Origin of the sequence: Pseudomonas sp. SJZ078, from assembly GCF_007828255.1 — a bacterium.
GTDB lineage: Bacteria > Pseudomonadota > Gammaproteobacteria > Pseudomonadales > Pseudomonadaceae > Aquipseudomonas.
Genome location: NZ_VIUG01000023.1, coordinates 61,174 through 74,699 on the forward strand (window position 1 = coordinate 61,174; position 13,526 = coordinate 74,699).

General features: G+C 62.4%; 12 protein-coding genes and 1 pseudogene. 9 read left to right on the forward strand and 4 right to left on the reverse strand.

Features of this window, described 5'->3' with window-relative positions:
* Positions 1–10 precede the first annotated feature (10 nt).
* The 9 genes from mrdA (at position 11) to FBY02_RS19530 (ending at position 9,852) form a co-directional block, all read left to right on the forward strand.
* Positions 11–1,906 (forward strand): penicillin-binding protein 2, encoded by a 1,896-nt coding sequence (gene mrdA, locus FBY02_RS19490; protein WP_047702700.1) that lies wholly within the window; start codon positions 11–13, stop codon positions 1,904–1,906.
* Between the two features lie 31 nt (positions 1,907–1,937).
* A complete protein-coding gene (gene rodA, locus FBY02_RS19495; RefSeq protein WP_178112051.1) occupies positions 1,938–3,041 on the forward strand; it encodes a rod shape-determining protein RodA in 1,104 nt (367 codons plus the stop codon).
* A 17-nt stretch (positions 3,042–3,058) separates the two neighbouring features.
* Positions 3,059–4,066 carry a lytic murein transglycosylase B gene (gene mltB, locus FBY02_RS19500; protein WP_144929858.1) on the forward strand — a complete coding sequence of 336 codons (1,008 nt, stop codon included), beginning with the start codon at positions 3,059–3,061 and terminating at the stop codon, positions 4,064–4,066.
* Positions 4,066–5,091 carry a septal ring lytic transglycosylase RlpA family protein gene (locus FBY02_RS19505; RefSeq protein ID WP_144929859.1) on the forward strand — a complete coding sequence of 342 codons (1,026 nt, stop codon included), beginning with the start codon at positions 4,066–4,068 and terminating at the stop codon, positions 5,089–5,091. Before mltB ends, FBY02_RS19505 begins: the two co-directional genes overlap by 1 nt.
* Positions 5,092–5,258: 167 nt before the next feature.
* Positions 5,259–6,416 (forward strand): D-alanyl-D-alanine carboxypeptidase family protein, encoded by a 1,158-nt coding sequence (locus FBY02_RS19510; RefSeq protein ID WP_047702696.1) that lies wholly within the window; start codon positions 5,259–5,261, stop codon positions 6,414–6,416.
* 79 nt (positions 6,417–6,495) lie between these two features.
* Positions 6,496–6,771, forward strand: a complete 276-nt coding sequence (locus FBY02_RS19515) for a DUF493 domain-containing protein (RefSeq protein WP_041024391.1) — start codon at positions 6,496–6,498, stop codon at positions 6,769–6,771.
* Positions 6,771–7,418, forward strand: coding sequence for a lipoyl(octanoyl) transferase LipB (gene lipB / locus FBY02_RS19520; RefSeq protein ID WP_144929860.1), 648 nt, complete (start codon positions 6,771–6,773; stop codon positions 7,416–7,418). Before FBY02_RS19515 ends, lipB begins: the two co-directional genes overlap by 1 nt.
* Position 7,419: 1 nt before the next feature.
* Positions 7,420–8,442 (forward strand): lipoyl synthase, encoded by a 1,023-nt coding sequence (gene lipA / locus FBY02_RS19525; protein WP_144929861.1) that lies wholly within the window; start codon positions 7,420–7,422, stop codon positions 8,440–8,442.
* A 459-nt stretch (positions 8,443–8,901) separates the two neighbouring features.
* Positions 8,902–9,852: an LD-carboxypeptidase gene (locus FBY02_RS19530; RefSeq protein WP_144929862.1), complete on the forward strand. Its 951-nt coding sequence runs from the start codon at positions 8,902–8,904 to the stop codon at positions 9,850–9,852.
* A 131-nt stretch (positions 9,853–9,983) separates the two neighbouring features.
* Here FBY02_RS19530 and FBY02_RS19535 read toward each other — a convergent pair whose 3' ends face one another.
* From FBY02_RS19535 to lptE, 4 genes and pseudogenes are all read right to left on the reverse strand, one after another.
* Positions 9,984–11,306: a lytic murein transglycosylase gene (locus tag FBY02_RS19535; protein WP_144929863.1), complete on the reverse strand. Its 1,323-nt coding sequence runs from the start codon at positions 11,304–11,306 to the stop codon at positions 9,984–9,986.
* Between the two features lie 72 nt (positions 11,307–11,378).
* Positions 11,379–11,541: pseudogene (gene arfA, locus FBY02_RS19540) on the reverse strand (alternative ribosome rescue factor ArfA).
* 269 nt (positions 11,542–11,810) lie between these two features.
* A complete protein-coding gene (gene holA, locus FBY02_RS19545) occupies positions 11,811–12,848 on the reverse strand; it encodes a DNA polymerase III subunit delta (protein ID WP_024780839.1) in 1,038 nt (345 codons plus the stop codon).
* A gap of 39 nt (positions 12,849–12,887) precedes the next feature.
* Complete coding sequence (lptE, locus tag FBY02_RS19550) at positions 12,888–13,493, reverse strand: LPS assembly lipoprotein LptE (protein WP_144929864.1); 606 nt, start codon at positions 13,491–13,493, stop codon at positions 12,888–12,890.
* Positions 13,494–13,526 lie beyond the last annotated feature (33 nt).

The window sequence follows — 13,526 nt, forward strand, 5'->3', positions numbered from 1 at the left end:
TCCTGCCCTCATGCCTCAGCCGATCCGCATCAAGGACCACGAAAAAGACGCCCGCCTGGTGCGCAGTCGCGTCGTGTTCGGCGCCATTACGGTGGTGACGCTGATCGGCGTGCTGATTGCGCGGCTCTATTTCCTCCAGGTGATCCAGTACGAGTACCACTCGACCCTGTCGGAAAACAACCGGGTGCATGTGCAGCCGATCCCGCCGACCCGTGGTTTGATCTTCGACCGCAATGGCGTGGTGGTGGCTGACAACCGCCCCAGCTTCAGCCTGAGCATGACCCGCGAGCGGTCCGGCGACTGGCAGCAGGTGCTGGATGTCATCGTCGAAGTGCTGCAACTGACGCCCGAGGATCGGGCCATCTTCGAAAAACGCATGCGTCAGGGGCGTCGGCCGTTCGAGCCGGTGCCGATCCTGTTCGAGTTGACCGAAGAGCAGATTGCTCTGATCGCGGTGAACCAGTTCCGCCTGCCGGGCGTCGAGGTGGTGGCGCAGTTGGTGCGTCATTACCCCCAGGGGGCGCACTTTGCCCACTCGGTCGGCTACATGGGGCGGATCAACGAGAAAGAGCTCAAGAGCCTCGATCCGGTCAACTACAGCGGCACCCACCACATCGGCAAGACCGGCATCGAGCGCTTCTACGAGCCCGAGCTGCACGGCCAGGTGGGCTACGAAGAAGTCGAGACCAACGCCCGCGGTCGCGTGTTGCGGGTGCTCAAGCGCACCGACCCGATCCCCGGCAAGGACATTGTCCTGAGCCTGGACATCAAGTTGCAGGAAGCCGCTGAAGCGGCCCTGGGCGGACGCCGTGGCGCCGTGGTGGCGCTGGACCCGGCCACCGGCGAAGTCCTGGCGATGGTCAGCCAGCCGAGTTTCGACCCGAACCTGTTCGTCACCGGCATCAGTTTCAAGGCCTATGCCGAGTTGCGCGACTCCATCGACCGGCCCCTGTTCAACCGTGTCCTGCGCGGCCTCTACCCGCCAGGCTCGACCATAAAGCCGGCCGTGGCGATCGCCGGGCTGGACGCCGGCGTGGTGACCGCCTCGAGCCGGGTCTTCGACCCCGGTTATTACATGCTGCCCAACTATGACCACAAGTACCGTAACTGGAACCGTACCGGCGACGGCTATGTGGACCTGGAAACGGCGATCATGCGTTCCAATGACACCTACTTCTATGACCTGGCCCATAAGCTGGGGATCGATAGGTTGTCGTCCTACCTGGGCAAGTTCGGCATCGGCCAGAAAGTCTCCCTGGACATGTTCGAGGAATCGCCCGGCCTGATGCCCTCACGGGAATGGAAGCGGGCGACCCGTCGCCAGGCGTGGTTCCCCGGTGAAACCCTGATCCTGGGGATCGGCCAGGGCTACATGCAGGCAACGCCGTTGCAACTGGCCCAGGCCACTGCCCTGGTGGCGAGCAAGGGCAAGTGGCATCGCCCGCACCTGGCCAAGACCATCGAAGGCCAGCCGCCCGTGGACCCGGACCCGATGCCGGACATCGTCCTGCACAATCCGTCGGACTGGCAGAAGGTCAACAACGGCATGCAGCAGGTGATGCACGGCGCCCGGGGTACGGCGCGCAAGGCGGCGATCGGCTCGCCTTATCGCATCGCCGGCAAGAGCGGTACGGCCCAGGTGGTCGCGATCAAGCAGGGCGAGAAGTACGACCGCTCCAAAGTCCAGGAGCGCCATCGCGACCACGCCTTGTTCGTCGGCTTCGCCCCGGCCGACAACCCGAAGATCGTTGTTTCGGTGATGGTCGAGAACGGTGAGTCCGGTTCCGGTGTCGCCGCGCCCGTGGTGCGCCAGGTGATGGATGCCTGGCTGCTGGACGAGCACGGCCAGCTCAAGCCCGAATTCGCAAGCCCCACCACCGCGGAGGCTACGGCCCGTGAAGAATAATTTTGACCGGATCCTTTCCAGCGAAGATGTGATGCGCCGTCGCGCCACGCTGTTGCAGCGCATGCACATCGATGGCCCGCTGCTGGTCCTGCTGCTGATCCTGGCCGCGGGCAGCCTGTTCGTCTTGTATTCGGCCAGCGGCAAGAGCTGGGACCTGCTGGCCAAGCAGGCCACCTCGTTCGGCATCGGCCTGGTGTCGATGATCGTCATCGCCCAGCTTGAACCTCGTTTCATGGCGCGCTGGGTGCCGCTGGCCTATGTGGTCGGCGTGAGCCTGTTGGTGGTGGTGGATGTAATGGGCCACAACGCCATGGGGGCCACGCGCTGGATCAATATCCCTGGGGTGATCCGCTTCCAGCCTTCGGAATTCCTGAAGATCATCATGCCGGCGACCATCGCCTGGTACTTGTCCAAGCGCACCTTGCCGCCGCAGCTCAAGCACGTGTGCATCAGCCTGATGCTGATCGGCATCCCGTTCATCCTGATCGTGCGCCAGCCGGACCTTGGCACTTCATTGCTGATCCTGGCGGGGGGAGCCTTCGTGCTGTTCATGGGCGGGTTGCGCTGGCGCTGGATCTTGAGCGTGATCGCCATCGCGATACCGGTGTCGGTCGCCATGTGGTACTTCGTGATGCACGACTACCAGAAGCAGCGCATCCTGACCTTCCTCGACCCGGAAAGCGACCCATTGGGCACCGGCTGGAACATCATCCAGTCCAAGGCCGCCATCGGCTCCGGCGGGGTATTCGGCAAGGGTTGGCTGATGGGCACCCAGTCGCACCTGGACTTCCTGCCGGAAAGCCACACCGACTTCATCATCGCCGTGATGGGCGAGGAGTTCGGCCTGGTGGGGATCTGCCTGCTGCTGCTGATCTATCTGTTGCTGATCGGCCGGGGGCTGGTCATCACCGCCCAGGCGCAGACCTTGTTCGGCAAGTTGCTGGCGGGCAGCCTGACCATGACGTTTTTTGTTTACGTTTTCGTCAACATCGGTATGGTCAGTGGCCTGTTGCCGGTCGTGGGGGTGCCGTTGCCCTTCATCAGCTACGGAGGAACTTCGCTGGTGACGCTACTGTCAGCGTTTGGGGTCTTGATGTCGATCCATACCCACCGCAAGTGGATCGCGCAGGTTTGAATAAGGTGAAGAGTTCAATGCAAGCAATGCGTGGCTGGTCGGCGCGACATGCGTGGGTCGGCCTGATCGGCCTCCTGGGCGGTGCGTCGCACGCCTTGGCCGGTGAATACGAAGGCTCGCCCCAGGTGGCCGAATTCGTCGGTGAAATGACCCGCGACTACGGCTTCGCCGGTGAGCAACTGATGGGGGTGTTCCGCGAGGCTGAACGCAAGCAGTCGATCCTCGACGCGATCTCCCGGCCCGCCGAGCGGGTCAAACAGTGGAGCGAATACCGGCCGATGTTCATCACCGAGGCGCGCGTCGCCCGGGGCGTGGACTTCTGGCGCCAACACGAGGCCGCCCTGGCCCGCGCCGAGCAGGAATATGGCGTGCCGGCCCAGGTCATCGTGTCCATCATCGGCGTCGAGACCTTCTTTGGCCGCAATACCGGGAATTTCCGGGTGATCGACGCGCTGTCGACCCTGGGCTTCGATTACCCGCCGCGGGCCGAGTTCTTCCGCAAAGAACTGCGCGAGTTCCTCTTGTTGGCCCGCGAGGAGCAGGTCGACCCGCTGACCCTCAAGGGGTCCTATGCCGGGGCCATGGGCCTGCCGCAATTCATGCCCAGCAGTTTCCGCGCCTATGCGGTAGATTTCGATGGCGATGGCCACATCAATATCTGGACCAACCCGACCGATGCCATCGGTAGTGTTGCCAGCTATTTCAAGCGCCACGGCTGGGAAGCCGGTCAACCGGTGGTCAGCCGTGCCGACGTGCGAGGCGAGCAGGTGGACGAAGGCCTGAGCGAAGGCATCGAGCCGACGAAAACCGTCGGGGAGTTGCGGGCGCTGGGCTGGTCGAGTCATGATGCGCTGCGTGACGACATGCCCGTCACCGCCATCCGCCTGGAAGGCGAGCAGGGCCCTGAATACTGGATGGGTCTGAAGAATTTCTACGCAATTACGCGTTATAACCGCAGTGTGATGTACGCCATGGCTGTGCATCAACTGTCTGAAGAGCTGGTCAAAGCACGGGGCGTCAAATAATGCAGGCATTGCCTACCTATCAACCCCTGAACGCCAGGCCCTTGAAGTTCGTGGCACTGGCTGCGCTGTCGCTGTTGGTCGTCAGTTGTTCGACCAGTCGCGCACCGACCCAGAAAAACACCACCGCCGTGCGCGCCATGCCGGGCCTGGACATCAACCGTGCCCACAAGGACGGCGCGCCGTGGTGGGACGTGGATGTCTCGCGCATTCCCGACGCCACCCCGACCCTGCACACCGGCCCCTACAAGGCCAACCCGTACACGGTGCTGGGCAAGACCTATTTCCCGATGGCCGACTCCAAGACCTACGTCGCCTCGGGCACAGCGTCCTGGTATGGCACCAAGTTCCATGGCCAGAACACCGCCAATGGTGAGGTGTATGACCTGTACGGCATGAGCGCGGCCCACAAGACCTTGCCGTTGCCCAGTTACGTGCGGGTGACCAACCTGGACAACAACAAGAGCGTGATCCTGCGGGTCAATGACCGTGGGCCGTTCTATTCCGACCGTATCATCGACTTGTCGTATGCGGCGGCGAAAAAACTCGGTTACGCTGAAATCGGCACCGCGCGGGTCAAGGTCGAGGGCATCGACCCGCAGGAATGGTGGGCCCAGCGTGGCCGTCCGGCGCCTTTGATGCTCAACGAGCCAAAAGTGGCGCAAAATGCCGCGCCGACGGTGACGGCATCCACCGGCACGGTCGAACAATGGACACCGCCGCCACAGCAACACGCCGCGGCCGTAGTGCCTGTGCAGTTGGATGCAAAAAAAAACGCTTCTGCAACAGCGTCTGGCCAGTATCTGCAGGTGGGCGCGTTCGCCAACCCGGACGCTGCCGAGCTGCTCCGGTCGAAGCTCAGCTCGATGGTGAGCGCTCCGGTGTTCATCAGCTCGATCGTGCGCAACCAGCAGACACTGCATCGGGTGCGCCTGGGGCCGATCGGCTCTCCGGGTGAAGTCCAGCAGGTGCAGAACAGCGTGCGCCTGGCCAATCTCGGTTCGCCGAGCCTGGTCACTGCCGAATGATTGATTGAAGGCCCGCTTGCGGTTCGAGCGGGTCCGGTTGTTGGCTCCATGAATAACAAAAGCCCGGCAAGGGATGTGAGTGAGCAACTTAATACGCGGCGGCCCGTCAAGAAGGCTGCCTGTTCAGTATTGCCTCCGGGCAGTCCATTAGCGATTTCGAGAGACGGATGAACATTACCACCTTTGCCAAACGCCTTTGCCTGTTAGTCCCGCTGCTTCTTTCACCTGCCGCGTTCGCGGTCGAGATGATGCCGTCGCCTCCACAACTGGCGGCCAAGGCCTTTGTGCTCATGGACGCCAGCAGCGGCAATGTGCTGGTCGAGAGCAACGGTGACCAGCGCCTGCCACCGGCCAGCCTGACCAAGCTGATGACCGCCTACATCGCGACCCTGGAAATCCGTCGCGGCCAGATCGGCGAGAACGACCCGGTGACCGTCAGCGAAAATGCCTGGCGCACCGGCGGTTCGCGGATGTTCATCAAGGTCGGCTCGCAGGTGACCGTCAGCGACCTGCTGCACGGCATCATCATCCAGTCCGGCAACGACGCCAGCGTCGCCCTCGCCGAGCACATCGCTGGCAGCGAAGACGCGTTTGCCGACATGATGAACAAGACGGTTGCCGACCTGGGCATGACCAACAGCCACTTCATGAACCCGACCGGCCTGCCGAACCCCGAGCACTACTCGTCGGCGCATGACATGGCGGTCCTGGCCCGGGCGATCATCCACGAAGACCCGGCGCACTACGCCATTTATTCCCAGAAGGAGTTCTTCTGGAACGGTATCAAGCAGCCCAACCGCAACCTGTTGCTGTGGCGCGACAAGACCGTCGACGGCCTGAAGACCGGCCATACCGAAGAGGCCGGCTACTGCATGGTGTCTTCGGCAGTGCGTGACGGCATGCGCCTGATCGCCGTGGTGTTCGGTACCAACAGCGAAGTGGCCCGTGCCGCTGAAACCCAGAAGCTGCTGACCTACGGTTTCCGCTTCTTCGAAACCCAGACCTTCTACCAGAAGGGCACCGAACTGGCCCAGGCCCAGGTCTGGAAAGGCACCAGCAGCCAGGTTAAAGCCGGCCTGGCCGAAGACCTGACCATGACTCTGCCAAAAGGCCAGCTCAAAAAGCTCGCTGCCAGCATGACCCTGAACCCGCAACTGACCGCCCCCATCGCCAAAGGCGACGTGATCGGTAAGGTTGAAGTCAAACTGGAAGACAAAGTGGTGCACAGCGCCGACTTGATCGCGCTGGATGCGGTCGAGGAAGGTGGTATCTTCCGCCGCATGTGGGATAGCATCCGGCTATTCTTCTACGGCTTGTTCAACTGAATCGAAGGTTGACTGCACGGCCCCGTTCCTGTCCGGTGCGGGGCCTTGTTCGTTTTCACGTCTACGAGGCCGTTACGCCATGACAGACTCAGAAGTAAAGGCGCCAAAGATCGAATTTCCCTGCAAGGACTATCCGATCAAAGTGATTGGCGACACCGGAGTGGGCTTCAAGGACAAGGTCGTTGCCATTCTGGAAAAACACGCCACCGTCGATCTCCTGACCCTGGCCGAGCGCCAGAGCAGCAACGGCAAGTACACGACGATCCAATTGCACATCGTTGCGACTGGCCAGGAGCAGCTGTACGACATCAATAGCGAGCTGCGGGCGACCGGCGTCGTGCACATGGTCTTGTGATGCCGGGCACGCTGGGCTTTCGCGAGCTGGGTCAGATGGCTTACGAGCCGGTCTGGCATGCCATGCAGCGCTTTACCAACGAACGAGGCAACACCGCCGAAGACGAAGTCTGGCTGGTGGAGCACCCGCCGGTGTTCACCCAGGGCCAGGCCGGCAAGGCCGAGCATCTGCTGCTGCCGGGGGATATTCCAGTGGTGAAGGTCGACCGGGGCGGGCAGGTGACTTACCATGGCCCCGGCCAGTTGGTTGCCTACCTGTTGCTGGACGTGCGCAAGCTGGGGTTCGGCGTGCGCGAGCTGGTAACGCGCATGGAAAGCTGCCTGATCGAGTTGCTGGCCAGCTACGGCGTCACGGCGCAGGCCAGGCCGGATGCGCCGGGGGTCTACGTCGACGGGGCGAAAATCGCCTCCCTGGGCCTGCGGATCCGCCACGGTTGTTCGTTTCACGGCCTGGCGTTGAACGTGGACATGGACCTTTCGCCGTTTCGACGGATTAATCCCTGTGGCTACGCGGGGCTGGCGATGACCCAGCTGCGCGATCACACAGGATCGATTGAATTTGCCGAGGTAAGTGCCCGGCTGCGCGCGCAGCTCGTCAAACACCTCGACTATGCTGAGCAGACGACCCTTACGGGCGGAATCGACTGATATGACTACTGATGCAGTGCAAACCATGATCCCGACGCAGGACGTTACCGAGCGTCCGGCCCCACGTGCCAAGGTCGAGGCCGGCGTCAAGCTGCGCGGCGCCGAGAAGGTTGCGCGCATCCCGGTCAAGATCATCCCGACCACCGAATTGCCGAAGAAGCCTGACTGGATCCGCGTGCGCATTCCGGTGTCCCCGGAAGTCGACCGTATCAAGGCCCTGCTGCGTAAGCACAAGCTGCACAGCGTCTGCGAAGAAGCCTCCTGCCCGAATCTGGGCGAGTGTTTCTCCGGCGGCACCGCGACCTTCATGATCATGGGCGACATCTGCACCCGTCGCTGCCCGTTCTGCGACGTCGGCCACGGCCGGCCGAAGCCGCTGGACGCAAGCGAGCCGGAAAACCTGGCCGTTGCCATTGCCGACCTGAAGCTCAAGTACGTGGTCATCACCTCGGTGGACCGCGATGACCTGCGTGACGGCGGTGCCCAGCACTTTGCCGATTGCATCCGTGAAATCCGCAAGCTGTCGCCGAACGTGCAACTCGAAACGCTGGTGCCGGACTACCGTGGTCGCATGGACATCGCTCTGGAGATCACCGCTGCCGAGCCGCCGGATGTGTTCAACCACAACCTGGAAACCGTGCCGCGCTTGTACAAAGCTGCGCGGCCGGGTTCGGACTACCAGTGGTCGTTGACCTTGCTGCAGCGCTTCAAGCAGATGATGCCGCACGTTCCGACCAAGTCTGGGCTGATGCTGGGCCTGGGGGAGACCGACGAAGAGGTTATCGAGGTCATGAAGCGCATGCGTGAGCATGACATCGATATGCTGACCCTGGGGCAGTATCTGCAGCCTTCGCGTAGTCACTTGCCGGTGCAGCGGTTTGTGCATCCGGATACCTTTGCCTGGTTTGCCGAGGAAGGGTACAAGATGGGCTTCAAGAATGTGGCTTCGGGGCCTTTGGTGCGGTCTTCGTATCATGCCGACGAACAGGCGAAACTGGTTAAGGCTGAGTTGTTGGGGTCTTGATTTAGCTTTGGGGTTTGGTGGGGTGGTGTGTATATCCGTTGCTGCGGTAACGGCTACTTAGGGTTCCGCCCTTACGGCGGCTTACTTTTTTTCAAACGCCAAAAAAAGTAAGCAAAAAAGGCTTGGCCCCACCACTCGGTGCCTCGCCTAGGCTCGGCATGCCCTCACTCCGACATTGCTCCGTGGGCCCGCCGCGAAGGGCCATCCATGGCCCAGCGCGGCTAACCCGGCATCCATGCCGGGTTGCCCACTACGCAATGCCTGCGTTCGGCCGTCGTGGTTAACGGGGCCTGAAGATCAAAAGCAAAAGCAAAAGCAAAAGCGAAGTGGTTTAGCTGATCTGTCTTTGAAGCGTACATGCTCCTCCTGTGGGAGCGAGCCTGCTCGCGATAGCGGTGGCTCTGTTTGCATGAAGCGACGGATCTGCACACCAATCAGACCCCACAGGGAACCCCACGAATGCCCCTTCACCCCATCCAGACCCTGTGCCCCCACCAACCTGTTCCGGCCTTGCCATCCGAAGGGCTGATCGGTGTGATCGCACCCGCCGGCCCGGCCCCGTTGGACACGGACAAGGCGGTGCAGTGGATGCGCGCCCGTGGTCATGAGCTACGGATATTCCCGGGGGTCTATGAGAAGGACGGTTACCTGGCCGGCAGCGACGATACGCGGCTCAACGACCTGCACGGGGCCTTCGCCGACTCTGAGGTCAATGCCATCATCTGCCTGCGTGGCGGCTACGGCACGCCCCGTCTGTTGGATCGTATCGACTTCGAGCTCTTGCGGTGCAACGCCAAACCTTTCGTCGGCTACAGCGATATCACTGCGCTGCACCTGGCTATCAGCCGTTACGCGGGCTTCGTCACCTTCCATGGACCGCTGCTCAATGCCGATCTCCTGGGCGACAAGGAGCCCTCGACGGTCACCTCGTTTTTCAGCCTGCTGCGTGGGCAGTTGAAGGTGGGCGATGTGCTGAGCCATCCAGATGCTTACCCCTTGACCACTGTCTGGTCTGGTACCGCCCATGGCCGCCTGCTGGGGGGCAACCTGTCGATCATTGCGGCGACTATGGGCACGCCTTATCAGATCGACGCCGAAGACGTGATCCTGTTCATCGAAGACGTCAACGAGCCGCTGTATCGGATCGACCGATTGCTGACCCAGCTACGGTTGGCGGGTACGTTGCAGAAGTTGCGCGCAGTTTTGGTGGGCGACGTTGCCGGGGTGGATGGCGAGGCGCTGAACCGGTTGCTCAGGCAGACCTTCGAGCCATTGCGGATCCCGGTGCTGTCCGGCTGGCGCAGCGGTCACTGCGATCCGAACCTGACCTTGCCCATGGGTGCATTGGTGAGTCTGGATGCGGGGGAGAAGAGGTTGGTGTTGGAGCAGGATGTGGTGACCACACGCTAATCATGTGTCGTCCGTGACTCAGTCTTCGCGAGCAAGCCCGCTCCCACAGGGATCGCATTCCTTCATGGAAACACGATCATCTGTGGGAGCGGGCTTGCTCGCGAAAGCGGCAGCGGCCATTAAGACAATCTTCAGCGGCTACGCAACGCCTCCAGCAGCTTGTGCGTCGGATACCCATCCGCCGGCCAGCCGAGCGATTGCTGGGCGCTGCGGATGGCTTTGCGGGTGTTGGCGCCGATGATGCCGTCGGGGTTGCCGGTGTCATAGTTGCGTGCGCTCAGCAGCGTTTGCAATTCGATACGTTCGCTGCGGCTCAGGGGCAGGTCGTCCTTGGGCCACTGGCCATAGACCAGCCCGCCGCCGCTGAAGCGCTCCGACAACAGCCCGACCGCCAATGCGTAGGATGACGAGTTGTTGTATTTGAGGATGGCGCGGAAGTTGTCGAACACCAGGAACGCCGGGCCTCGGTAGCCAGCCGGTAGCAGCAGTGCTGCTGGCAGTTGTCGGTCGCCCGGAGGAATCGGCATGCCGTCGTAGGTCGATACGCCCAACCGCATCCATTCGGAAAATGGCTTGCGAGTCGTGCCGTCGGCCAGGGAGTAGTCGAAGCCTTCTTTGAGCTCTACTTCGAACCCCCACGGCTGACCGCGTTGCCAGCCGGAGCTTTGCAGGTAATGCGCCGTGGAGGCCAGGGCGTCGGTGGAGCTGCCCCAGATGTCGCGACGGCCATCGCCGTCGAAATCCACCGCGTGGGTGTTGTACGTGGTGGGGATGAACTGGGTCTGGCCCATGGCGCCGGCCCAGGAACCAAGCATTTTTTCCGGGGTGATATCGCCCTGTTGCAGGATTTGCAGCGCGGCGATCAGTTGTGCGTGAGCAAAGCCCGGGCGCCGTCCTTCATAGGCCAGGGTCGCCAGGGAGTTGATGACGGACTTGGTGCCCTGGAACTGGCCAAAGTTGCTCTCCATGCCCCACACCGCCACCAGCGCCTGGCGATCGACACCGTAGCGCTGCTCGATGCTTTGCAGAATCTGGGTGTTCTGTTGAATCAGCGTCTTGCCTTTGTTGACCCGCAGCGGCGACAGCGCGCCATCGAGGTATTCCCACACAGGGCGGGTGAATTCCGGCTGGCTGCGATCGGCCTTGATCACGCTCATGTCGGGGCTCACACCGATAAAGGCGCGATCGAACAGGTCGGCACGGATACCGGCGGCCAGTGCTTCCTTGCGAAAGCCGGCCTGCCATTCGGCGAAGGTCTGGGTCGGGACGATGTCCAGGTTTTCACCGGTAGGCACTACGGGCGGCACCACGGCCGGGGCGGTCACTGCAGGAACGGTCTGGAGCGGTTGGGCATCGGCGGCGGTGGGTTTTTCTGCGCAGGCGACAAGCAGTGCGAAGCTTGTGGCGGCCATCAATTGGCGCAGTGGCCAGCGGCGGGTAAGACAAAAGGGCATGCAGGGGTCCAGAAATGCAAATCAGGTGCTGACCTTATCATGGGCAGGGTGTAAAGGGCTTGTCCGGATGTTTCAAGCAGCCAGAAAGCAAGAAGCCTCCCAGTTGTCAGACTGGAAGGCTTCGCGGCGGTAGCTGCCTTCCCTTGGCGGGTCGTTCCTGACGGCTGCGGAACAGGGGCTGGGCGATGATGGACTTGGCCTTGTTGGGGCCATGCCTGGATGGCTTTTTGCTCATGGTGGATCTCTCGTGGGGGTGGTTTGCGGGGCAAATCATGGGACAGAGTTGGGGGGTTGTCCAGTCCCGGCAGCGTGCTTCAATTGTCAGTAAGTCGTACAAAGTTGTGGCGAGGGGATTTATCTGTGGCGAGGGGATTTATCCCCGTTGGGACGCGAAGCGTCCCCATTCGAACTGTCTGATACACCGCAGTGGCAGGTTTCAGGTCTGCTGCGCAGCCCAGCGGGGATAAATCCCCTCGCCACAAAGGCATCTGGCAGAGCGGTGGGTTATTCGGCAGGCAGCGCCAGCCGCTGCCCGGCCATCAGCAGGGACAAGCGACTGAGGCTCATCCACGGCGATCCGGCGGCCTGGCCCTTGATCTGTGCGTCGATGCGCTGGGCCTCCAGCAGCAATTGCGCCCAGCGCGGGGCTGAATAGCGTTGCAGCGCCTTGCTCATCAGCGGCTTGCGCTTGTCCCACACGGGCGGACGGGCCTGGCTGAAGGCTTTGTCCAGCGGTACACCCTGGCTGTATTGCAATGACAGGTTCGCCAGCAGGCGCAGTTCCCGGGCCAGGGCCCAGAGGATCACCGGCGGCTCGACGCCTTCGCCGCGCAGGCCTTCGAGCATGCGCAGGGCGTGGGCGGCTTCGCCGTTGAGGATCGCATCGGTCAAGCCGAAGACGTCGAAACGCGCGCTGTCGGCCACGGCGGCTTGTACCGTTTCCACGGTGATCTGGCCGCCCTCGGCCATGAGCTTGAGTTTCTCGATTTCCTGGGCGGCAGCCAGCAGGTTGCCTTCGACCCGGGCGGCGATCAGCTCCACCGCATCCTGGCTGGCCGACAGCCCGGCCTGGGACAGGCGTTGGCGGATCCAGCTCGGCAGTTGGCTGACGTCCACCGGCCAGATCTGCACGAACTGGGTCTGCGGGCCTTCGACCAGCGCCTTGCCCCATTTGGTCTTTTGCGCGCTGCCGTCGAGTTTCGGCAGGCTGATGAGCAGCACCGTGTCCTCGGCCGGCCTCGAGCAGTACTCGATCAGCGCGGCGGCGCCCTTGTCACCGGGTTTGCCCGAAGGCAAGCGCAGTTCCAGGAGGCGCTTTTCGGCGAACAGCGACATGCTCGCCCCGGCCTGCAGCAACGTGCCCCAATCGAAACTGGCGTCGGCAGCGAACACCTGGCGTTCGTCAAAGCCTTGCTGGCGGGCGGCGGAGCGAATGGCGTCGGCGGCTTCCTGGCACAACAGCGGGTCATCGCCACTGATGACATAGACCGGCGCCAGAGCGCCTTGCAGGTGTTTGCCGAGTTGGGCGGGGGCGAGCTTCATAAGAGCGGGCATGTGGGGCGCCGAAGCGCCTCACTAAGCTTATTCAGCCGGGATTTGCATGGGCGACTGTTGCGGGGTTTCCGCCTCAGCCTTGCGTGCCGCTTCCAGCGCCTCGGCTTCAGCCTTGGCCTTGGCGTCGGCGGTCTGTTGCAGCTGTTCCAGCTGGCTCGGGCTCAGCTGTTGCAGGCGCAGCATCATGCGCTGGACCAGGTCGCGACGCATTTCCTCGCGTACCTCGGTCGACTCCTGGTCGGAACCTGTGATGTTGTTGCCGTCGTGCAGGTAGACCTTCTGCACCTGCAACTTGTCGTCCAGCAGCACCAGGCCGTTCCGACCGCGGATCTCATAGCTCAGCACGCTGTTCAATTCGTACTCGGCCGAACGACCGGCGCCGGCGTAGCTCAGGCTGCGCTGGGTTTGTTGTTCACGGGTCAGCACCAGCTTGTAGGGCGCACCGCTATAGACTTTCACCCCGCTGTTCTCCAGCGTCTCGCGCAGCATCTTCACGGTGCTGCCGTAGGCGTCGCGTGCGCTGAGATCCAGTTCATTGATGGCCAGCTCGGTGGTGCCGGTGCCGCGCAGCTGGAAGCCGCAGGCGCTCAGCAGGACCGTCAGGCACATGACCAGCAGATTACGTTTCATCATCTTGTTGCTCCCCTTGAAACCTATGGGCCGGCA

Bases quoted from the DNA above. Each gene is read 5' to 3' on its own strand.
- mrdA (WP_047702700.1), top strand. From the start codon at position 11: ATGCCTCAGCCGATCCGCATCAAGGACCACGAAAAAGACGCCCGCCTG.
- rodA (WP_178112051.1), top strand. From the start codon at position 1,938: ATGCGCCGTCGCGCCACGCTGTTGCAGCGCATGCACATCGATGGCCCG.
- mltB (WP_144929858.1), top strand. From the start codon at position 3,059: ATGCAAGCAATGCGTGGCTGGTCGGCGCGACATGCGTGGGTCGGCCTG.
- FBY02_RS19505 (WP_144929859.1), top strand. From the start codon at position 4,066: ATGCAGGCATTGCCTACCTATCAACCCCTGAACGCCAGGCCCTTGAAG.
- FBY02_RS19510 (WP_047702696.1), top strand. From the start codon at position 5,259: ATGAACATTACCACCTTTGCCAAACGCCTTTGCCTGTTAGTCCCGCTG.
- FBY02_RS19515 (WP_041024391.1), top strand. From the start codon at position 6,496: ATGACAGACTCAGAAGTAAAGGCGCCAAAGATCGAATTTCCCTGCAAG.
- lipB (WP_144929860.1), top strand. From the start codon at position 6,771: ATGCCGGGCACGCTGGGCTTTCGCGAGCTGGGTCAGATGGCTTACGAG.
- lipA (WP_144929861.1), top strand. From the start codon at position 7,420: ATGACTACTGATGCAGTGCAAACCATGATCCCGACGCAGGACGTTACC.
- FBY02_RS19530 (WP_144929862.1), top strand. From the start codon at position 8,902: ATGCCCCTTCACCCCATCCAGACCCTGTGCCCCCACCAACCTGTTCCG.
- FBY02_RS19535 (WP_144929863.1), bottom strand. From the start codon at position 11,306: ATGCCCTTTTGTCTTACCCGCCGCTGGCCACTGCGCCAATTGATGGCC.
- holA (WP_024780839.1), bottom strand. From the start codon at position 12,848: ATGAAGCTCGCCCCCGCCCAACTCGGCAAACACCTGCAAGGCGCTCTG.
- lptE (WP_144929864.1), bottom strand. From the start codon at position 13,493: ATGATGAAACGTAATCTGCTGGTCATGTGCCTGACGGTCCTGCTGAGC.